Here is a 20,665-nt window from a genome sequence, read left to right on the forward strand (position 1 = left end):
TCCGGTCCTGGGGTCCGTCGTCGACCGTCACATGGGCAAGGACAGCAGGCGGACGGGACCCGATGGCCACGCCGCGTCATCGCGCAGCGGGATGACCATCGTGCGCAGGGGCATCACGACCAGCCGTGACTCGGGCTGTTCGACGAGGACGTCGACATCGAGGCCGTGCCAGCCAAGACGGCCGTACAGCTCTTCCAGGGGCGGCCGGCAGAACAGCAGAGCGTGGCGGGGGCCCATCGTGCGGGCGTGCTCCAAGGCCGCGGAGACGACCTGACGGGCGAGGCCGCAGCCGCGTACGTCAGCGGCCACGGCCACCCCGCCGACACCCACGACCTCGGTCGGCGTGTCGTCGATCACGAGCGGAAGGCGGACCAGACCCGCGTGCGCGACGAGGCGCGCGCCGCGCCGGATGCCGAAGTGCTCGTCCTTGCCCCGCCACGTGAGGCCGGCCTCCATGACGCCGAAGGGGTCATCGGCGGCGCCAAGGATCTCGTCCTGCTCGGCTCGGGTGTAGCGCTCCAGGCGTAACACGGTGAACGGGGCAGGGCTCGTGTTCTCGTTCATCTCCCCATCGTGATCCATGCGACCGCGGGCCGGTCACCGGGGTCATCGCTCACACGCAGAGCTCTCAGCTCTCGGCCGGGACCACCGAGGAGTGGTGGTTGACGATCAGCCACCGGCCGTCGCGCTTCTCGTACTGGTAGGTGTAGCGGGCGTCGACCGCCTTGGTGACGCCCGTCCGGGGGTCGGTGAGGTGGAAGCGGTAGAGCCCGGCGTCGAGCGCCGAGTTCCGGTCGAGGAGGTGTATCACGGAGCGCAGCTTCTCGCCCCGCGGCTTCTTCTGCAGGAAGTGCGCGAAGTAGTCGGTGATCCCTTCGTGGTCGGTCCGGATCCGGGAGGAGGCGGTCGGCAGCAGTACGGCGTCCTCGGCGTACCGGTCGGCGACCTTCTCCGGGTCACCGGTCAGGAGCGCCGCGTTCCACTGGTCGAAGAGCGCGGCGATCTCCCGCTCACCCGCCCGGCCGCGCTGCTTGCCGTCCTCCTCCCCGGCCACGCCGACCCCGGCGGCGAAGGTGCCGAGCGTCGCCACGGCCAGGGAGGCGGCGAGGGCGGTACGAATGCGGGACTTGGGTGTCATCGGGGCTCCTGCTGCGAGTGGACGTCACCCGGACGCGGACCGGTCCGGGTGGTGTCACTCTCGTCGCGGGTCGTCCAACACCCGTACAGCGGACGGCAAGAGCCCGGACAAGGCTCGGGAAAGTCCGCGCCGCGGACGGGCGGGTCCGCTCACACGGCGGGGCGGACGGGCGGGAAGGGGACCTCCCTGAGCAGCGGCAGCAACATCTCCTCCTCGTAGGCGAGATGGGCCGTGAGCTCCCTGGACATCCGCTCCAGTTCGGCGCGGAACACCTCCGGGTCCGCGCCGGCGATGTCGGCGAGGTGTCCGCCCAGCTCCTGCTGGAGGCGGGCGAAGGTGCGGTGTTCGGCGCGGAGCCGCTCGAAGACGTCGGCGAGGTGCGGGTGATGGGCCTCGACGCCCGGGAAGAGATGGGCGTCCTCGGTCGTGTGGTGGAAGGTCAGCGACTGGCAGAACGCGAGGCACCGCTGCCGGATCTGGAGTCCTAGCCCCGGCGCCGGCGGCTCGCCGGGTTCCTGGTGCGCGGCCAGCGCGGCGAAGTGCGCGTCGACCTCTTCCCGTACGCGTCCCAGCTGGCCGCGGAGCCAGACGTGGACCTCCATGACCTTGTCGGCGAGGTTCGCGACCTCGGACGGGCCCTCGTCCGCGGAGGTCGTATCGCGCTCCAGGACCACGACCGGCAGGACGCGCGCGGTGTTGCGCTGGTACTCGCCGTAGCCCGGCTCCGCGCTCACCACATGGGCGAACAGCCGGTCGCGCCGGGCGCCTTCGGCGGGGACGGCGAGGGCCTCGAACTCCTCGGTGCCGAGCTCCACCCGGACCAGCGGGTGGGCCATCAGGTTGTGGAACCAGTCGGGGTGCCGGTCCGACCCGAGGTTCGATCCGACGACCATCAGGAGGTCGCCGTGGCGGACGTACCCGAGGGGCACGGTGCGCTGGACGCCGGAGTGCGCCCCGGTGGTGGTGAGGAGCAGCAGGTCGCCGCCCTCGAAGTAGCCGCCGACCTTCCCGCTGTTCGCGCGGAACTCGTCGATGACGGACTGGTTGAAGGATGTGGGCATGATGATGCGGTCTCCGTGAAGGGCGCGAGCGCCCCGGGTGTGCCGTGCGGGCGCGCGTCGGAGGCGGCCGGGTCACGGTGTGCGTGAAAGGACGGGTGCCTCGCGCGGGAATGCCGCGCGCGAACGCACCGGGTCAGGTGGTCGCTTGACTGCCGGCCGGCCCACTGCTCTTTGGCCGACGCCACGCGCCACGGGTCCGATTAAAGCACAGCACCGTCGAGCGCCGTGCCCCACCGCACGGAGCCTCAGCCCGAGGGCGGTCCGTCGACGATGCCCCGGACCGCGCCGAGGGAGAGGAGGTCCCGCGGGCGCAGCCGGAGCAGGTCGGCGGTGGAGTCCGCCTCCTCGGGAGCCCGCTTGAGGATGGCCGCCGCGAGTTCCGGGGCGATGACGGAGAAGTAGCTGTCCGGGGTCGCCCAGGTGTTGCCGGGGGCGGCGAGGGCGAGCGCGCCGCCCGAACCGCCTTCCCCGACGAGCAGGGACGTGATCGGGACATGGGCCGTGGCGACGGCCTCGAAGAGGGCGGCGATGGCGGGGCCCGCTCCGTCCCGCTCGGCCTGGGGGTCGTTGGCCGCGCCGGGCGTGTCGACGAGGGTGAGGACCGGGATCCCGAGGCGGTCGGCGAGGCGGACGAGCCGGGTCGCCGTGCGGAAGCCGGCGGGCCGGGTGGCGGTGCCGCACTGGGCGGCGTAGGCGACGGTCCGGCCGTCGGGGTCCTGCCCGAATCCGCAGAGCATGCCCGGGTCCGTGCCTCCGCAGCGGTCGCCGGAGATCTCGGCGCGGTGCGTGAAGTGGGCGTCGAGGTAGGCGGGCGCCCGGGGCCGGTCGGGGTGCCGGGCGCGGGCCACGGCCTCCCGGCCGGACTCGACGGCCGCGGTGGCGCCGGTGAGGGGGCCGGCTCCGGTTCCGAGGGCGTACGGCGGCGGGACCGGCCCTTCGGCGGGCCGCGTGAGGAGCGTGAGCCAGCGGCCGAGCACGGCCCGTAGCTCCCCGGGCGGAACGACGGCGTCGATGTGGCCGTGGGCGAGCTGGGCCTCCGCCGTGTACGCGGCGGGGTCGGCGTCCGCCGGGCGCACCCGCGAGCCCGCGAAGCCGACCTGTGCGCCCGGCAGGGCGAGGACGACATCGGAGCCCGCCCCGAGCGTGGCCCAGCCGCCACCGGTCGTCGGGTCCCGCAGGACCGCGACCTGCGGCAGGCCGGCGGCCCGGGTGAGCGCCGACTCGCGGGCGATCGCCTGCAGTTGGAGCAGAGCGCGCATGCCCTCGTGCATCCGGCTTCCGCCGGTGGCGGGAAGCGCGACCACGGGCAGCCGCCGGGAGCGGGCGAGCCGGTGCGCGGCGGCCGCCCGCGCGCCCGTGCGCTCGCCGATGGACCCGCCGAGGAAGCGGAACTCGAAGGACAGCAGCACCACCGGCACGCCGCCGATCGCACCCGTACCGCAGATCACCGACTCGGACTCGCCGGAGCGGTCCGCGGCGCGGCCGTGCGCGGCCGCGTAGCCCGGCCAGCCGATCGGCCCGTCCCCTTCCAAGGGTCCCTCGGAGAAGGGGAGTTCGGTGAAGTCGTCGGTGACGAGCGCGATCGCCTCGCGTGCCGTCATCGGGTGGGTCATGCGTCGCCTCGCCGCTCGTCGCCGGTCCGTCCGTAGGGGTGGTTCGGTGGTGCCCCTCCACCGTACCGTCGGCCGGTGGAGGGGTGACGAAGCCGCACGAAAGACCAGGTCAGACGCCTGGGCGGGGCTCCGCTACGGGTCCGGCCGCCGCTCCGGCGGTCGCCGCCGTCCCGCCCCCGGCCGCCTCCGGCTCCTTGCGCCGGCTCCGGCGCCAGGGCCGCCGCCGGGGACGGTCGGGCAGCCAGCCGAAGGCGAGCGAGCTGCCGACGAGTCCCAGCAGCATGCCGATGACGAACCCGCCCAGGTTGGACGTCACCCAGCTGCCCAGGGACGCGAGGACGCCGACGACCGAGTAGAAGAGCCGCTGGCGCGGGTTGAGGACGACGAGCAGACCGCAGATCACCATGAGGACGGGCAGGACGTAGCCCACGAGGCTGTCGGCCCCGGCCGTGAGGATCACGGTGATGCTCGCCCGCTGGGTCAGCAGGATCTCCGCGCCGCCCAGGGCGAGCGTGAGACCGGCGCCGAACGGGCGGCGGTACCGCCAGAGCCGGAAGGCCCGCCAGGGGTGGCGGGGGCGGCCGGACGCCACGCTCAGCAGCCCTTCGAGCTGAAGCGCATCTTCAGGTCGGGCAGGGTGAACCGGACCGCTGTCGTGGCGTAGTTGGTCTGCCGCAGGTCCTTGATCCTGACGGTGTCGGCCTGCTGGCCGAACACACCCAGCGGTCCCTTGACCGGCGGTTTCTCGAAGGTGCTCGCGTCGCCGCCGATCTCGATGTTGTCGAAGTCGGCGAGCTTGCCGGAGATCTCGGTGGAGTCGGTGGTGAGCCCCGAGGCCTTGACCGGGGTGCCCTTGGCGCCGGCCGTGATGTGCAGGAAGGTGCCGCCGAGCTCCACGCTCTGGCAGAGGTCGGTGAGTTCGGCCTCGCGGATCGCGGTGACGATCACCAGGACCTGGCCGCCGGTGTCGCCGGCGTTCGGGCTGCCCTCGGGCATGTTGTCGAGGCCACCGAACTGCCCGAAGCCCCGGCCCTCCAGGCTGTCGGCGGTCACCGTGAACGGCATGCCGGAGATGGCGAACTGGGCGGCGAGGGCCCCCTGGGCGGTGAGCACCACGAGCGTGGCGGCGGCGGCGAGGGCGGGTCCGCCCATCAGGGCCGCGCGGCGGAACCGGACCCGGCCGCGTCTGTCGGACCGGTCGTCGGGTAACGGGGCGGGGGTGTTGTCCTGGGTGTTTTCGGACAAGGCCATGAGGCGCTCCTGACATGGGTGAGGAAACTGACCTGCGCGGCGGCGTCCTGGCGCGGACGGTTCCCCGAGCTGCCCGGGTCTTCCTCGCGTGGTGCGGAGGCAGACGTGCCGCAGGGAACCTACCGGACAGTAAGGCTTGTGGTTACCCGGGGTCAACTACCGCGCATGTGCGGTCTTTTGACCTTGCCGCAGTGGATCATTCGGCGGTGAAAGGGGCCACGACGACGTGCACCAGGGTGTCGAGCAGCGGAGGGAGGTCGGTGAACCGTCCCTCGTCGACCGCGCGGTGCACCGCCGCGTGGACGGCGCCCACCACGATGTCCACGAGCTCGGCCCGCGCCACCCATGGCGGGCCCGCCGGGGCGTCCGCGAAGAACCGTCGAAAACTGGCCAGAAGTTCCGCCCGGGCCCCGCGCCCCGCGGGTCCCACCGACTCGATCTCGACCACCATCGTGGCGAAGGCGGGGTTCTCGGTGAGCAGGGTCAGGAGCACCCGCAGCCCGGCCCGCACCGAGGCCGGCCAGTCCGCCGCGCCGCCCGCCTCCTCGTACGCCCGCCCCATGGCCCGCACCACCAGCTCCGTACCGCCCCGGTAGGCGGCGACGACGGCGTCCTCCTTGCCGGAGAACAGCTCGTAGAAGACCGGTCGGGTCACCCCGGCCTCCCGGCAGATGTCGCTGATGCGCGCACCGGCGTAGCCGTTCTCCGCGACCGTCCGGGCCACTCCGTCGAGCAGCCGCTCCCGCTGCCGGGACGCCACCTGCTCGGGGCTCAGCCGGCGCGGCCCGGGGCGCAGTGAGCGCCCCGGTTCACGGCCCGAGCGGGCCCCCGGCAGGACGAGCCCCTCCTCGGCCTCGCGGGCACTCGTCATCGGCCACATCCTTCCGGGCTTGTTGACGTCACATACTCGGCGGGATTACAACCCTCGTGGGTTTTCCTCTCGGTGCGCCGAGTGTCATCGGGTGTTCTCAGGTGTTCGGCGGAGCCGCTCCCCGAGGGACGGGACGCGTCTCCACCGCACACGGCACCGAGTATCACGCTCCCCGTACCGCTCCAGCACCCCTCTCCAACCGCTGTCTCCCGCACCGCTCTCTCCAGCACGCCGCTGCCGGGACGTCATCCGTGGCGCCGGACCGTTCCGCCAGGGCTCGCACGTCGCTCCGTACGCACCGCCATCCCCACCCCACATCCGTACGGAAGGAAGCATCCCCATGCGCAAGTACGCTCTCCTCGCCGCCGTCGGCCTCGCCGTCTCGGCCACGCTCGCCGCGACCACCCAGGCCGGCGCCCTCGGAGCCACCGCAGGGAACGTCCTCACCACCGGCTCCGCCACGGGCACCGCCGTCGCGGTCGGCGACGTCCTGTCCGCCTCGCTCTCCACCGGCACCAAAGCCCGGATCGCCACCACGCTGGGCGGCAGCACGGGCATCACCTGCAACACGTCCGCGTTCACCGCCACCGTCACCGGCAACCCCGCCGCGCCCGGCACCGCCACCGAGACCGTCACCGCCCACACGCTCAGCAGCTGCACCACCAACATCTTCGGGGCGACCGGCGTCCAGAGCATCACCGTCAACAACCTGCCGTTCAGCACGGCCGTCGTCTCCGGCGGCGCGCTCACCGTCACGGCCGGCGCCGCGGGCCCGATCCAGACCACCCTGAAGATCAACAGCGTCCTCGGCCTGATGACCTGCGTCTACCGGGCCGGCAGTCTCACCGCCACACCCTCCAACACCGACAACTCACTCACCTTCACCGACCAGCTCTTCACCAAGGCCAGCGGACCCGGCACCTGTCCGGCCAACGGCTACTTCACGGCGAAGTACGGCCCCGTCCAGGACGTCAGCCAGGCCGGCAGCCCCTCCGTCTTCGTGAACTGAACCCGGTCGGACCGTGGCCCCGCCCTCCGCCTGTACGGCGAAGGGCGGGGCTCACGCGAGGGCGGGGCTCACACCGGGCAGGGGCTCACGCGAAGATGCCGCTCCCGTGCGGGGCGTACAGGTCGAGGAGCCGGACCCGGGTCACGTTCAGGCGATGGGCCAGGATGGACCCCACCCAGAACACGACCGAGGCGCCGAACTCCGTGTCCGCCCGGCACATCGACAGGACTGCCGGGGCGTCGAACTCGTACGCCCGTACCGGCGTCATCGCCTCGGCCCCCGACTGGCACAGATACGGCGGGAACATCCAGGACAGGCCCACCAGCTCGCCGTGGCGCAGGGTCTCGATCACCGGCGACCCGCGGCCCGGCACCTTGGCGTCGAGCGTCACCGCTCCCGTCTTCACGATCCAGAACCGGTCGGCGTGCTGCTGCTCCTCGAACAGCCGATGACCGGATTCGAAGTACACGTCCTCGGCGAAGGCCATCAGCCGCTCCCGGTGCTCCGGCGGCAACGTGCTGACCTTGGGCGCGACACTGGTCATGGCGGACCCTCCTCCGACGCTCGGCTCCCACCCCCAGTGTCCGACAGGCCGGGCCCGGGCGCGCCCGAGAGGACGTGCGGAGCCCCCGCTCCACACGTAGCGTGGCGGCGGGGAGACGGGGCGGGATCAGGGGCGGGAACAAGGGGCGGGGACAGGGGGCGGGAACAAAGGGCGGGATCCATCCCTCGTACAGATCGGTACGGAAACCCATGGCAGACAAGCCCGCGATCGTCCTCGTGCACGGATTCTGGGGCGGCGCCGCCCACTGGTCGAAGGTCGTCTCCGAGCTCCACCGGCGGGGCTACGACAAGCTGCACGCCGTCGAGAACCCGCTCACGGCACTCGGCGACGACGCCGAACGCACCCGGAAGATGGTCAGGCAGATCGACGGCCCCGTGGTGCTCGTCGGCCACTCCTACGGCGGCGCCGTCATCACCGAGGCCGGAGACCTGCCGAACGTGATGGGCCTGGTCTACGTCGCCGCCTTCGCCCCGGACGTCGGCGAGAGCCCCGGGCAGCTCAGCCAGGAGATGCCGCCGGCCGCCTTCGAGAACATCGTCCCCGACTCGGACGGCTACCTCTGGATCGAGCAGAAGGCTTTCCACGACAGCTTCGCCCAGGACCTCACCCAGGAGGAGGCACTGGTCATGGCCGTCACCCAGAAGGCCCCGCTCGGCTCCACCTTCGGCGACCCGGTCACCGCCCCGGCCTGGCGGGCCAAGCCCTGCTGGTACCAGGTCTCGACCCAGGACCGCATGATCCACCCCGACAACGAGCGGCGCATGGCACAGCGCATGAACCCGCGCAAGACGATCGAGCTCGACGCGAGCCACGCCTCGCTCGCCTCCCGGCCGGCCGAGGTCTGCGACCTCGTCGAGCTCGCCGTACGGGAGACGACGGGCTGATCCCCCTGCCGACGGGCCGATGCCGCTGCCGACCGGGCTGATCCCGCTCCCCCCACCGCCCGGCGTGCGAGGGCCCGGCGGAGGGCGGAGCATGAACGTGAGGAGGGGGCGGCGAGCGGGGACGTGACCCTGGAGGGTGCCATGCCCGTCCCGGACGGTGGCGACGCGCTTGTCGTGCTGCGCGAGGTGGACAAGCACTTCGGCACCCTGCACGTCCTCCAGTCCATCGACCTGACGATCCACCGAGGCGAGGTGGTCGTCGTCATCGGGCCGTCCGGCTCGGGGAAGTCGACGCTCTGCCGGGCGATCAACCGCCTGGAGACCATCGACGCGGGCGAGATCGTCATCGACGGCCGCCCCCTCCCGGCCGAGGGCCGCGAGCTGGCGGCCCTGCGGGCCGACGTCGGCATGGTCTTCCAGTCCTTCAACCTCTTCGCACACAAGACGGTGCTCGACAACGTCACCCTGGGCCAGATCAAGGTCCGCAAGAAGGACCGGAAGGCCGCCGAGCAGCGGGCCCGCTCGCTGCTCGAACGGGTCGGGGTCGCCTCCCAGGCGGACAAGTACCCGGCGCAGCTCTCCGGTGGCCAGCAGCAGCGCGTGGCGATCGCCCGCGCGCTGGCCATGGGCCCGAAGGTCATGCTCTTCGACGAGCCGACCTCCGCGCTCGACCCCGAGATGATCAACGAGGTCCTCGAGGTCATGCAGCAGCTCGCCCGGGACGGCATGACGATGGTGGTCGTCACCCATGAGATGGGATTCGCACGGTCCGCCGCCAACCGGGTCGTCTTCATGTCCGACGGCAAGATCGTCGAGGAGACGACCCCGGACGAGTTCTTCAGCAATCCGCGCAGCGACCGGGCCAAGGACTTCCTCTCCAAGATCCTCCACCACTGAGCCCGGCCGTCGCCCGACCAGCAGCCCGCAGGGGTGATCCACATGAACGTCCACAGGACCTGCAGGACCACCGTGGCCGTCGCCGCGGCCGTCGTCCTCTCCTTCACGTCGGCGGGACTGGCCTCCGGAGCCTCCGGAGGCGTCTCCCGCGCCCAGGACGAGGACGAGATCACCATCGGCATCAAGTACGACCAGCCCGGCATCGGCCTCAAGACCCCGGACGGCACCTATACGGGATTCGACGTCGACGTGGCGACGTACATCGCCAAGGAGCTCGGTCACGAACCGGGCGACATCGTGTGGAAGGAGGCCAAGAGCGCCGACCGGGAGACGCTGCTCCAGCGCGGTGACGTGGACTTCATCGCGGCCTCGTACTCGATCAACGACGAGCGCGCGGAGAAGGTCGACTTCGCCGGCCCCTACCTCCTCGCCCACCAGGACGTCCTGATCCGCGCCGACGACGACTCGATCAAGCAGCCGTCCGACCTGAACAACAAGAAGCTCTGCTCGGTCACCGGATCGACCTCCGCGCAGAACGTCAAGGACAAGATCGCCCCCGACGCCCAGCTCCAGGAGTACGGCGGCTACTCCGAGTGCCTGACCGGCCTGGAGAACGGGGTCATCGACGCCGTCACCACCGACGACTCGATCCTCGCCGGGTACGCCTCGCAGGAGGAGTTCAAGGACAAGTTCAAGCTCGGCGGCTTCAAGATGAGCAACGAGAACTACGGCATCGGCGTCCAGAAGGGCAGCGAACTCCAGGACCAGATCAACACCGCCCTGGAGAAGATGGTCGCCGACGGCTCGTGGGAGGCGGCGGTGGAGAAGAACTTCGGTCCCGCCGGCTACCAGAACGAACCCGCGCCGGAGATCGGCGTCATCGTGAAGTGAGCAGGCCGTCGTGTTCGACTTCCTCCAGGGGTACGACCTGCTCGGAGCCTTCTGGGTGACGGTGCAGCTCACCGTCTACTCCGCGATCGGCTCCCTGATCTGGGGGACCCTGCTGGCCGCCATGCGCGTCAGCCCGGTCCCCCTGATGCGGGGCTTCGGCACCGTCTACGTCAACGTGGTGCGCAACATCCCCCTCACGGTCATCATCGTCTTCACCTCGCTCGGCCTCTTCCAGACCCTCGGGGTGAGCCTCGGCGCCGACAAGTTCACCACGATCAACTTCCGGCTGGCCGTCCTCGGCCTCACCGCCTACACGAGCGCCTTCGTCTGCGAGGCGCTCCGCTCCGGCATCAACACCGTCCCCCTCGGCCAGGTCGAGGCGGCCCGCGCCATCGGGCTCAGCTTCCCTCAGGTCCTGCGCATCATCGTGCTCCCGCAGGCCTTCCGCTCCGTCGTCGGCCCCCTCGCCAACGTCCTCATCGCCCTCACCAAGAACACCACCGTGGCCGCCGCGATCGGCGTCGCCGAAGCGGCCCTGCTGATGCGCGAGATGATCGAGAACGAGGCCCAACTCATCCTCATCTCCGTGATCTTCGCCGCGGGCTTCCTCTGTCTCACCCTGCCCACCGGGCTGTTCCTCGGCTGGGTGGCCAAGAAGGTGGCGGTGAAACGGTGAAGAGCAAACCCACGGTCCTCTACGACGTCCCCGGCCCGCGCGCCCGGCGGCGCAACCTCCTCTGGACGCTGCTGTTCCTGGTCGCGCTCGCCGCCGTGGTGTGGTGGGTGGTCGCGAGCCTCGCCGAGAAGAACCAGCTCGAATGGGCCAAGTGGGCGCCCTTCTTCACCGACGCCCGCGTCTGGGAGACGTACATCCTGCCCGCCCTGAAGAACACCGTGATCGCCGCGGCGCTCGCCATGGTGATCGCGCTGCCGCTCGGCGCCTTCCTCGGCATCCTGCGGCTCTCCGACCACCGCTGGGTGCGCGGCGCCGCCGGCACCGTCGTCGAGTTCTTCCGGGCCATCCCCGTACTGATCCTCATGCTCTTCGCCAACGCCGCGTACGCCGAGTTCACCGACATCAGCCCGGACACCCGTCCCCTGTACGCGGTCGTCACCGGCCTCGTCCTCTACAACGCCTCCGTGCTCGCCGAGGTCGTCCGCGCCGGCATCCTCGCCCTGCCGAGCGGGCAGACCGACGCGGCGAAGGCGATCGGCATGCGCAAGGGCCAGACCATGACGTACGTGCTGCTCCCGCAGGCGGTCACCGCCATGCTGCCCGCCCTGGTCAGTCAGCTCGTCGTCATCGTCAAGGACACCGCGCTCGGCGGCGCGATGCTCGGCTTCTCCGAACTCCTCGCCTCCGTGCGCCCGATGAGCGCGAACTACGGAGCCAACACGATCGCCTGCTTCACCGTCGTCGCCGTGATCTTCGTGGTCCTCAACTTCGCCCTCACCACCTTCGCCTCCTGGCTCGAAGGCAGGCTGCGGCGCGGCAAGAAGTCCACGGGCGCGGTCGTGGGCGTCGAGGCGGTCGAGGAACTGGCCGCGCCGGGCGAACACATGGGTCCGACCGACGGGACCAAGTGACCTCAGGGCTCCGGGTCCGTCAGGTAGCGCTGCACGGTCGGTCCCAGCCATGCGACGACCTCGTCCGTGGACATCTCGACCGCGGGCGGCAGCCGGAGCACATAGCGGGCGAGTGCCATGCCGAGGACCTGTGAGGCGACGAGCGCCGCCCGGCGGGGCGCTTCCGCGGGGTCGGGGCAGACTCCGCGCGCGATGGGTCCGAGCTGCTCGGCGAAGACGGCCCGCATCCGCTCGGCGCCGGCGGTGTTGGTGACCCCCACTCTCAGCATTCCGGTGAGGACGTCGTCGCGTTCCCACCGGTCGAGGAAGTGCGTGACGAGGACGGCCCCGATGTGCCGGGCCGGCAGGCCGCCGAGCGCGGGAAGGTCCAGATCGATCTCGGAGGCGGCGGCGAACAGCCCCTCCTTGTTGCCGTAGTACCGCATGACCATCGAGGGATCGATGGCGGCGTCACGGGCGATGGCGCGGATGGTGGCGCGCTCGTAGCCGTCCTCGGCGAAGCGTTCGCGGGCGGCTTCGAGGATCGCGGCCCGGGTGGCGTCGGAGCGGCGTGCGGTCGTCATGCCAACAACCGTATGCCAACACCTGTTGACGGTCCATCGCGGGCGGGTCTACATTGGCCAACAAGCGTTGGCCAACAAGCGTTGGCCAACAGTCGTGGGTACTACGGTCAGGCAGGGGAGAGTCATGAAGAGCCTGGACATGGACTTGGACACGGACGTCCTCGTCGTGGGGGCCGGCCCCACCGGAATGCTGCTCGCCGGCGACATCGCCGCCGCGGGCCTGCGCGTGACCCTCGTCGAGCGCCGCCCGCACGGCATCAGCAACATGACCCGTGCGTTCGGAGTCCACGCCCGCACCCTGGAGCAGCTCGACGCACGCGGACTCGCCGACGAGCTGGTCTCCACCGGCACCCCCATCACCGAGCTGCGGCTCTTCCGTCGCCTCACCCTCGACCTGGACCGGCTCCGCACCCGCTTCCCGTACCTGCTCATCACCCCGCAGTACGAGGTCGAGCGGCTTTTGGAGCGGCGCGCGGTCACCGCAGGCGTGGACTTCCGGTACGGAACGGAACTGCGCGGACTGAGCCAGGACACCGGTCGCGCCGTCGCGGAGCTCACGGGCCCCGACGGGACCCCCGTCACCCTCCGTGCCCGCTATCTCGTCGGCACCGACGGCGTGCGCAGCGCCGTGCGGACGGCTCTGGGCCTGCCCTTCCCCGGTGCCTCGGTGATCCGGTCCATCGTGCTCGCGGACGTCCGCCTCGCCGAGAAGCCCGAAGGGCTGCTCACGGTCAACGGCGTGGGGGACGCCTTCGCCTTCGTCGCCCCCTTCGGTGACGGCTGGTACCGGGTCATGGGCTGGGACCGCACCCGCCAGGTGCCCGACAGCGAGCCCGTCGACCTCGACGAGGTCCGCGCCATCGCGCGCCGCGCACTCGGCAGCGACTACGGGATGCACGACGCCCGCTGGATCTCCCGCTTCCACAGCGACGAGCGCCAGGTCCCGGCCTACCGCGCCGGTCGCGTCTTCCTGGCCGGGGACGCCGCCCACGTGCACTCCCCGGCCGGAGGTCAGGGGATGAACACCGGCCTCCAGGACGCGGCGAACCTCTCCTGGAAGCTCGTCGCCGCACTGCGCGGCGACGCTCCCGACCCCGAGGCCCTTCTCGACAGCTACCAGTCCGAGCGGCACCCTGTCGGAGCCATGGTGCTCCGCAGCAGCGGAGCCATCGTCCGGCTCGCCATGGCCCGCGGGCCGCTCCAGCGCACCCTGCGGGCGCTCGCCGCACGGATCCTTGCTGCTGTCCCGGCCGCCTCCGCCAAGGCACTGGGCATGGTCAGCGGGCTTGGGATCTCCTACGGCCGGAACACCCGGCGCGTCCCCGACCTGGAGCTCCGCGAGGGCAGGCTGTACGAGCTGCTGCGCGAGGGCGAGTTCGTCCTGATCGGTCCCGAGGGCGCGCGGCCCGATCCGGCGCCCTCCTCCCCGACCGGTCCGGCCCGCCTCATACGGGCGACCTGGACCGACCCCGCGGACCGCTCCACCCTCCTGGTCCGCCCCGACGGCTACACGTTCTGAGCGCACCGCCGGAAGGCGCGGGCCCAGGCCGCCCCGCGGTCCTGGGCCCGATCGTCACGGAGTCCCGGCGCCGGTTTCCTCCCGAGCCGGACCGGTGCTCTCGGGACCCGTCGCGCGTCGGCTGAGCTCGCCCGGCCACCACGCGACGGGGCCGAGGTCCCTGACGAGCGCCGGTACGAGCAGCGAGCGGACGACGAGGGTGTCCAGGAGGACGCCGAACGCGACGATGAAGGCGATCTGCACCAGGAAGGCGAGCGGGATGACACCCAGGGCCGCGAAAGTGGCGGCCAGGACGACACCGGCGGAGGTGATGACCCCGCCGGTGGCGGTCAGACCGCGCAGGACGCCCTCCCGGACCCCGTGCAGCAGCGACTCCTCACGGACCCGGGACATCAGGAAGATGTTGTAGTCCACGCCGAGCGCGACCAGGAACACGAAGCCGTAGAGGGGGACCGAGGAATCCGTACCGGTGAATCCGAAGACGTGCTGGAAGACCACGGCCGAGACGCCGAGTGTGGCGAGGAAGTTCAGGGCGACCGTGGCGACGAGCAGCAGGGGCATCAGCAGGGAACGGAGGAGGCCGACGAGGATGGTCAGGATGACGGCGAGCACCACCGGCACGATCAGCGTCCGGTCGCGTTCGGCGGTCTCCCGGGTGTCGTAGCGCTGCGCCGTGTAGCCGCCGACCAGGGCATCGGCCCGCGGCACGGCGTGCACGGCCGAGCGGAGGCGGGCGACGGTCGCCGCGGCGGCCTCGCTGTCCGCCGCGTCGGCCAGGGTGACGTCGATCCGGACCCGCCCGTCGACCACCAGCGGCGCACCCGCGCCGGGCCGGCCGGAGGCGGTCACGGCATCGGCCGAGTCCACTCCCTCGACGCTCTCGGCCGCCGCCGTCACCTCGGCGAGCTCGCCGGCCCCGGCGATCACGATCGCCGGATTGCCCGCCCCGCCGGGGAAGTGCCGGCCGAGCGTCTCCTGCGCGGCCACGGAAGGGGCGTCGTTCACGAAGATCTCGTCGAGCGGAACGCCCTTGGACTCCAGGACCGGGGCGAAGGCGGCGCAGGCGAGCAGTCCGGCGAGCGTCGCCGCCCAGACCTTGCGCGGCGCCCGGTCCACCAGTGCGGCGACCCGCCGCCAGATGCCGGTGCCGCCGCCCTCGGCGTCGGACGGGCGGGGCTTGGCCGGCCAGTACGCGGCGCGGCCGAGCAGGACCAGGACGGCGGGCAGGAAGGTCAGGGTGCTCAGGACCGCGCAGACGATGCCGATGGCGCCCACCGGTCCGAGGGCCCGGTTGTTCGTCAGATCGCTGAACAGCAGCGCGAGCAGGCCGAGCGCGACGGTGGCCGCGCTGGCCGTGATCGGCCCGGCGGACCGGCGCAGCGCCGCGCGCATGGCCGGGAAGCGGTCGCCCTCGTGGCGGGCGAGCTCCTCGCGGTAGCGGGCGGCGAGGAGGAGGGCGTAGTCGGTGGCGGCGCCGATCACCAGGATGGACAGGATGCCCTGGACCTGGCCGTCGACCCGGACGACGCCGTGGTCGGCGAGGACGTAGACGACGGCGCAGGCCAGAGCCAGGGAGAGCACCGCGCCGACGATGATGATCAGGGGCAGCAGCACGCTGCGGTACACGAGCAGCAGGATGAGCAGCACCGTCACCAGGGCGACCGCGAGCAGCAGCCCGTCGATGCCGGCGAAGGCGTCCGACAGGTCGGCCTGGGTGGCGGCGGGACCGGCCAGCTGGACGGCGGTCCCGGGCACCGCGGAGGCGGCCTTTCCGATCGCTTCGAGCGTGGGCGCCAGCTCCTCGCCGAGGTCGGGACGGAGCTGGACGACTCCGCGCAGCGCCTCACCGTCCTCGGAGGGGAGGGCCGGGGACGGCGTGCCGACGATTCCGGGGCGACCGGCGAGCGTGGTCAGAGCCCGTGTGGCGGCGCTCTGCGCCTCCGGGCCGATCCGCCCGCCGCCGGGCGAGGTCCAGACGACGAGCGCGGGGAGCGTCTCCTCCTGGCGGAAGGCCCGCTGGGCCTCGATCACCCGGGTGGATTCGGCGCTGCGCGGGAGGAAGGCGGCCTGGTCGTTGGTGGCCACCTCGCCGAGCTTCCCCGCGTAGGGGCCGAGGCCGCCGCCGACGGCGAGCCAGAGGACGAGCAGGACGAGGGGCAGCAGACGGGCGGCCCATCGCATGGGGCGGGGCATGCGGACTCCAGGGGAGGGGTCTCTCGACACGGAATCGGTATCTCAAGGAAAAAGTATCTCAATGATTGAGAGAGATTGAATCATGGAGCTTCCGCGTGAAGAGGCATGGGGGTGCCGGGGCCGTGATGAGGTGGTGGGAGCCCGCGGGACGTCCCGGTCAGCGGCGGGGGACCCGCAGGTCGCCGAGTTCCTCATTGAGGGCTTCCAGGAACCGCACGGCCGCGGCGAGCTCCTCGTCGTCGAACCGCAGCCGGGCCCGCTCCGCCGCCTGTGCCAGCGGCATGAAGTAGCTGCGCGCGGCGGCCTTCGCGCCGTCCACGTAGTGCACGTGGACGACCCGGCGATCGGCGCTCTCCCGGGAGCGGCGGATGTGCCCGGCGCGCTCGAGCCGGTCGAGGCAGGCCGTGACCGCGCCCGAAGTCAAGCCCAGGTGTTCCCTCAGGCGGCCCGGCGTCAGCGGCTCCGGGCTGTCCAGCACGACCGAGAGCGCCTGCACGTCCGTGGGATGCAGTCCTTGGGCGGCCGCGAAACCGTGCACCAGCCGATTGATCTCGCCGTTCGTCCGCCGCAGTGCGCGGGCGAAACTCTGAGCGTCACCCGGCGCGCCACCGGGCGCGGTTCCACCGGTCTCGGAATCCTCTGTACTGGCCACACGATCAGCCTATATAAGGCGGTCCGCGCGGCCGGTCCATGGGTGGCGCCGGCAGCGCACAGCCGTCCGCCTTCCAGGTGAACCGGCCCATCCGGACCGCCGTCGATGCCGAATGAGGAACATGACCCCCTCCGAGTCACCCCGCGAACCGACCCGTACGGACCGACTCCTGGCCGCCGTCGGCGGTCTGCTCGCCGGATACGTCTCGCTGGCCGTCGCGGACATCGCCGCCCACTGGGTGCGGCCCGAGGCCGGCCCCGTCCCCGCCGTCGGCGGCGCCGTCGTCGACCAGACCCCGGCGGCCGTCAAGGAGTGGGCGATCCGCGAGTTCGGCGAGAGCGACAAGGCCGTCCTCCAGCTCGGCATCCTGGTCGTCCTCGGGCTCCTCGCCGTCGGCATCGGGCTCCTCGCCCTGCGCCACCGTCTGCTCGGATCGGCCGCGGTCGGCGCCTTCGGCGTCCTCGGGGCCCTGGCCGCCGTCACCCGCCCCGACTCGGACTCCGCCCTCGACGCCGTGCCCTCGCTCGTGGGTGCCGTGGTGGGCGCGATCCTGCTCTACGGCCTGATCGGCCTCCTCTTCGCCCGGAGGGCCCGCGCCGGATCCGGGGCCGCCCAGGCCGACCGCCGGAACTTCCTGGTCGTGGGCCTGTCGGCCGGGCTCGCTGCGACCGGCGCCGCCGCCGTCGCCAGGGCGATCGGCAGCCCCGTCGAGGAGAACGCCGCCGCCTCCCGCGCGGCCCTGCGGCTGCCGAAGCCCGCGTCCCCCGCCCCGGCCGTACCCGCCGGGGCCCAGCTCCGAGTGCCCGGCATCAGCCCCTTCGTGACGCCCAACCGCGACTTCTACCGGGTCGACACGGCGCTCGTCGTGCCCCGGGTCGACGCCGACCGCTGGCGGCTGCGCGTCCACGGCAGCGGCGTTCGCGAGGAACTCACCCTCACACTGCCGGAGCTGATGACCCGGCGGATCGTGGAGCGGGACATCACCCTGGCCTGCGTCTCCAACGAGGTCGGCGGTCCGTACGTCGGCAACGCCCGCTGGCTCGGCGTCTCCCTCGCCGACCTGCTCCGCGAGGTCGGTGTCCGCCCGCCGTCCGAGGGCGGTCCCGCCGACCAGCTCGTCGCCCGCTCCGTCGACGGCATGACCATCGGTACCCCCGTCGAGGCCGTCATGGACGGCCGCGACGCCCTCCTCGCCTTCGGGATGAACGGCGAACCCCTGCCCTTCACCCACGGATTCCCCGTCCGCATGCTCGTCCCTGGTCTGTACGGATACGTCTCCGCCTGCAAGTGGATCACCTCGATCGAGCTCACCACCTTCGACGCCTACGACGCCTACTGGGTCCCGCGCGGCTGGGCCGCCCAGGCACCCGTCAAGACCCAGTCCCGCATCGACACCCCGCGCCCCCTCGCCCGCCCCGCCGCCGGCACCGTGATGATCGCCGGGGTCGCCTGGGCCCAGCACCGGGGCATTCGCCGGGTCGAGGTACGGATCGACGAAGGACCCTGGCGGGACGCCCGGCTCGCCGCCGAGGACAGCCCCGACACCTGGCGCCAGTGGACGTACCCCTGGGAGGCCACCCCCGGCCGCCACACCCTCACCGTCCGCGCCACCGACGGCACCGGCGTCACCCAGCCGGAAGAGCGCACCGACACCATGCCCGACGGGGCGCAGGGGTGGCACTCGGTGGTCGTGACCGTGAAGTGACCGGGGAACGACGGGGGATGACCGGGAACGACGCAGAATGACGGTCAGATGCCGGACAAGATGCGTAACGAAGAGGTTCAGCCGGTCCGTTCGAGCCCAAGATGAGGGACACTGCTTCCGTGCGTGGACATCTTCCGGACGAGAACCCTGGGTTCGTGGGGCGCCGCACGGAACTGGGCCGAATATCCGCCGCGTTGGCGGAGCACCGACTCGTCACCGTGACCGGCGTCGGCGGAGTCGGCAAGACCCGGCTCGCGCTGCGCTCCGCGCACCGCGTCGCCGAACGGTTCCCGGACGGCGCCTGGTGGACCGACCTGACCCCCCTCGACGGCGACCGGCTCCTCGTCGCGCTCGTCGCCGACTCCGTCGACCTCTCCGACCACACCCCCGGCATGGCGAGCACCGCGCTCTGCCGCAGACTCGCCGAGGACCGGCTGCTCCTGGTCCTCGACTCCTGCGAGCACCTCGCCGAACCCTGCGCCCGGCTCGTCGCCGAACTCCTTGCCGCCGCCCCCGGACTCACCGTCCTCGCCACCAGCCGCCGCCCCCTCGGCGTCGAGGGCGAACGGATCGTCGCCCTCGACCCGCTGCCGCCCGCGGGGCGCGACGCCCTGGAGCTGCTCCGCCGGGCCGCCGGCGAGGACTTCCCCGCCGCCGGGCCCGCTGGGGAGATCTGCGTACGCCTGGAAGGCATCCCCCTCGCCCTGGAGCTGGCCGCCGCACAGATCCGCCTCCAGGGCGCCGAGGCCGTCCGCGACCAGCTCGGGACCCGCCTCGACACCCCGCCCGGAGCCCGCTTCGACCTGCTCGCGCACACCCAGCGGGTGTGGCCGAGCCGGCACCAGACCCTGCGCGCCGCCATCGGCTGGAGCCACGAGCTCTGCTCCCCGCTCGAACGCCTCCTCTGGGCCCGCCTCTCCGTCTTCCGCGGCCCCTTCGACCTCGCGTCGGCCCTCGCCGTGTGCTCCGGCGGCCCGCTGACCCCCGCGACCCTGCCGGAGGCCCTCGACGGACTCGTCCGCTCCTCCGTGGTCCGTCCGCCCGACGCCTCCGGCCGCCACCGCATGCTCGACACCATCCGCGCGTACGGGGCGACCTGGCTGGAGCGGACCGGCGAGACCGGGACCGTCGCCGACCGGCACGCCGCCCACTTCCGGGGCCTCGCGCGCCGCGCGGACACCGAATGGCTCGGCGCCCGTCAGCTCCGCTGGTACCGCAGCGTCGACGCCCACCACACCGACCTTCGCACCGCCCTCGACCGGCTGCTGCGCACGGAGCCCGACGCGGCCCTCGACCTCGTCGGCTCCGTCGCCTTCGCCTGGTCCTGCCGCGGCCGCCTCAGAGAGGCCCGCGACGGCCTCGAACAGGCCCTGCTCCTCAGCGGATCGCGCGGCCGGGCCCGGGCCCGCGCCCTCTGGGCGCTCGGCGTGACCCTCGTCCTCCAGGGCGAGTTCGGCCCCGCCCAGGACGTCAGCGAACGCTGCGCCCGAGAGGCCCGCTACACGGAGTACGAGGAGGCCCTGGGGACGGAGCGCGCGGCCGTACCCGGCCCGCACCCGCACCCCGACCCGTACGCGGAGATCACCCGGCCGCGCCCCGGCGACCTCACCCTGGACGCCGCCGCCCTCGCGGGGCTGCTCGCCCTGACCACCGGCCGCCCCATGGCCGCGTTCGTCGTCGTGGACCACGTCCTCGATTCCGTGCCCGGTGGACCGGCCGACTCCGCGGCCCGCCTCCGCTGCGGCCTCGTGCGGGTCTTCGCCCTCACCGGTCTCGGCCGGCTCGCCGAGGCCCGTGAGCGGGCCCTCGCGCTCCACGCCCTTTGCGAGCAGCTCGACGAGCACTGGACCCGCACCGCCCTGGAGTACCAGCTCGCCCTCACCGGCCTCCTGGAAGGCGCACCCGCGGACGCCGCCGGACACGCCCGCGCCATGCTCGAAGGCACCCGGAGGCTCGGCGCGAGCCTCGGCGTCGCCCTCGGCCTCGATGTCCTCGCCACGGCCCTCGCCGCCGCAGGCGACGGCGAGCGGGCGGCCGACGTCTCCGGCACGGGCGAGGCCTACTGGCGCTCCACCGGCCAGCCACGGCGCGGCCTGCCCGGCCTGCGCGCCCTCCGCGAGAAGTACACCGACACGGCCCGCGCGACGATCGGCGAGCCCGCGTACGAGGAGATCTTCCTGCGCGCCCTCACGGGCCTCCCGCAGGACGGCCTCGACCGTGCCCTCCGCGGCTTCCCCCAGGCCTGACGACGGGTCCGCCGCCCCGC

At 72.5% G+C, this 20,665-nt stretch carries 20 protein-coding genes; 9 read left to right on the plus strand and 11 right to left on the minus strand.

Annotation, left to right across the window (positions count from 1 at the left end):
- Positions 1 to 27: 27 nt before the first annotated feature.
- From IE124_RS25175 to IE124_RS25205, 7 genes are all read right to left on the minus strand, one after another.
- Positions 28 to 564 (minus strand): GNAT family N-acetyltransferase, encoded by a 537-nt coding sequence (locus IE124_RS25175; RefSeq protein WP_189510453.1) that lies wholly within the window; start codon positions 562 to 564, stop codon positions 28 to 30.
- A 64-nt stretch (positions 565 to 628) separates the two neighbouring features.
- The gene (locus IE124_RS25180; protein ID WP_189510465.1) at positions 629 to 1,138 is read right to left on the minus strand and encodes an SgcJ/EcaC family oxidoreductase; all 510 of its coding nucleotides are present in this window, start codon (positions 1,136 to 1,138) and stop codon (positions 629 to 631) included.
- Between the two features lie 149 nt (positions 1,139 to 1,287).
- Positions 1,288 to 2,199: a nitroreductase/quinone reductase family protein gene (locus IE124_RS25185; RefSeq protein WP_189510478.1), complete on the minus strand. Its 912-nt coding sequence runs from the start codon at positions 2,197 to 2,199 to the stop codon at positions 1,288 to 1,290.
- Between the two features lie 245 nt (positions 2,200 to 2,444).
- Positions 2,445 to 3,812, minus strand: a complete 1,368-nt coding sequence (locus IE124_RS25190; protein WP_189510481.1) for a carboxyl transferase domain-containing protein — start codon at positions 3,810 to 3,812, stop codon at positions 2,445 to 2,447.
- 109 nt (positions 3,813 to 3,921) lie between these two features.
- Positions 3,922 to 4,404, minus strand: a complete 483-nt coding sequence (locus IE124_RS25195; RefSeq protein ID WP_229832836.1) for a DUF6114 domain-containing protein — start codon at positions 4,402 to 4,404, stop codon at positions 3,922 to 3,924.
- A 2-nt stretch (positions 4,405 to 4,406) separates the two neighbouring features.
- Complete coding sequence (locus IE124_RS25200) at positions 4,407 to 5,063, minus strand: DUF6230 family protein (protein WP_189510484.1); 657 nt, start codon at positions 5,061 to 5,063, stop codon at positions 4,407 to 4,409.
- A gap of 196 nt (positions 5,064 to 5,259) precedes the next feature.
- Complete coding sequence (locus IE124_RS25205) at positions 5,260 to 5,934, minus strand: TetR/AcrR family transcriptional regulator (RefSeq protein ID WP_189510487.1); 675 nt, start codon at positions 5,932 to 5,934, stop codon at positions 5,260 to 5,262.
- A gap of 340 nt (positions 5,935 to 6,274) precedes the next feature.
- Here IE124_RS25205 and IE124_RS25210 point away from each other — a divergent pair, with 340 nt between their 5' ends.
- Positions 6,275 to 6,943, plus strand: a complete 669-nt coding sequence (locus IE124_RS25210) for a Tat pathway signal sequence domain protein (RefSeq protein ID WP_189510490.1) — start codon at positions 6,275 to 6,277, stop codon at positions 6,941 to 6,943.
- Between the two features lie 85 nt (positions 6,944 to 7,028).
- On the opposite strand, the gene IE124_RS25215 is transcribed toward IE124_RS25210, so the two are convergent.
- Positions 7,029 to 7,487: a Crp/Fnr family transcriptional regulator gene (locus tag IE124_RS25215; protein WP_189510493.1), complete on the minus strand. Its 459-nt coding sequence runs from the start codon at positions 7,485 to 7,487 to the stop codon at positions 7,029 to 7,031.
- 209 nt (positions 7,488 to 7,696) lie between these two features.
- Here IE124_RS25215 and IE124_RS25220 point away from each other — a divergent pair, with 209 nt between their 5' ends.
- The 5 genes from IE124_RS25220 to IE124_RS25240 all read left to right on the plus strand — a co-directional run bounded on the left by IE124_RS25220 (position 7,697) and on the right by IE124_RS25240 (position 11,767).
- Entirely contained in the window at positions 7,697 to 8,392 is a 696-nt protein-coding gene (locus IE124_RS25220) for an alpha/beta hydrolase (protein ID WP_189510496.1), read from the plus strand.
- 141 nt (positions 8,393 to 8,533) lie between these two features.
- Entirely contained in the window at positions 8,534 to 9,289 is a 756-nt protein-coding gene (locus tag IE124_RS25225; RefSeq protein WP_189510499.1) for an amino acid ABC transporter ATP-binding protein, read from the plus strand.
- Positions 9,290 to 9,331: 42 nt separating this feature from the next.
- Positions 9,332 to 10,180, plus strand: coding sequence for a glutamate ABC transporter substrate-binding protein (locus IE124_RS25230; RefSeq protein ID WP_189510502.1), 849 nt, complete (start codon positions 9,332 to 9,334; stop codon positions 10,178 to 10,180).
- Between the two features lie 10 nt (positions 10,181 to 10,190).
- Positions 10,191 to 10,856: an amino acid ABC transporter permease gene (locus tag IE124_RS25235; RefSeq protein ID WP_189510505.1), complete on the plus strand. Its 666-nt coding sequence runs from the start codon at positions 10,191 to 10,193 to the stop codon at positions 10,854 to 10,856.
- Entirely contained in the window at positions 10,853 to 11,767 is a 915-nt protein-coding gene (locus IE124_RS25240) for an amino acid ABC transporter permease (RefSeq protein WP_189510508.1), read from the plus strand. The genes IE124_RS25235 and IE124_RS25240 overlap by 4 nt, the downstream gene beginning before the upstream one ends.
- A 2-nt stretch (positions 11,768 to 11,769) precedes the next feature.
- On the opposite strand, the gene IE124_RS25245 is transcribed toward IE124_RS25240, so the two are convergent.
- A complete protein-coding gene (locus IE124_RS25245) occupies positions 11,770 to 12,330 on the minus strand; it encodes a TetR/AcrR family transcriptional regulator (protein ID WP_189510511.1) in 561 nt (186 codons plus the stop codon).
- Positions 12,331 to 12,454: 124 nt separating this feature from the next.
- Here IE124_RS25245 and IE124_RS25250 point away from each other — a divergent pair, with 124 nt between their 5' ends.
- The gene (locus IE124_RS25250) at positions 12,455 to 13,849 is read left to right on the plus strand and encodes an FAD-dependent monooxygenase (protein WP_189510514.1); all 1,395 of its coding nucleotides are present in this window, start codon (positions 12,455 to 12,457) and stop codon (positions 13,847 to 13,849) included.
- A gap of 54 nt (positions 13,850 to 13,903) precedes the next feature.
- Here the strand turns inward: IE124_RS25250 and IE124_RS25255 are convergent, their stop codons facing one another.
- Both IE124_RS25255 and IE124_RS25260 read right to left on the minus strand, forming a co-directional pair.
- Positions 13,904 to 16,042 carry an MMPL family transporter gene (locus tag IE124_RS25255; protein ID WP_189510517.1) on the minus strand — a complete coding sequence of 713 codons (2,139 nt, stop codon included), beginning with the start codon at positions 16,040 to 16,042 and terminating at the stop codon, positions 13,904 to 13,906.
- 157 nt (positions 16,043 to 16,199) lie between these two features.
- Positions 16,200 to 16,694 (minus strand): MarR family winged helix-turn-helix transcriptional regulator, encoded by a 495-nt coding sequence (locus IE124_RS25260; protein ID WP_189510520.1) that lies wholly within the window; start codon positions 16,692 to 16,694, stop codon positions 16,200 to 16,202.
- Between the two features lie 121 nt (positions 16,695 to 16,815).
- Between IE124_RS25260 and IE124_RS25265 the strand changes: the two genes are divergently transcribed.
- Both IE124_RS25265 and IE124_RS25270 read left to right on the plus strand, forming a co-directional pair.
- Positions 16,816 to 18,399 (plus strand): molybdopterin-dependent oxidoreductase, encoded by a 1,584-nt coding sequence (locus IE124_RS25265; RefSeq protein WP_189510523.1) that lies wholly within the window; start codon positions 16,816 to 16,818, stop codon positions 18,397 to 18,399.
- A gap of 101 nt (positions 18,400 to 18,500) precedes the next feature.
- Entirely contained in the window at positions 18,501 to 20,645 is a 2,145-nt protein-coding gene (locus IE124_RS25270; RefSeq protein ID WP_189510526.1) for an ATP-binding protein, read from the plus strand.
- Positions 20,646 to 20,665: the final 20 nt, after the last annotated feature.

This window comes from Streptomyces narbonensis, assembly GCF_014649015.1.
Taxonomy (GTDB): domain Bacteria; phylum Actinomycetota; class Actinomycetes; order Streptomycetales; family Streptomycetaceae; genus Streptomyces; species Streptomyces narbonensis.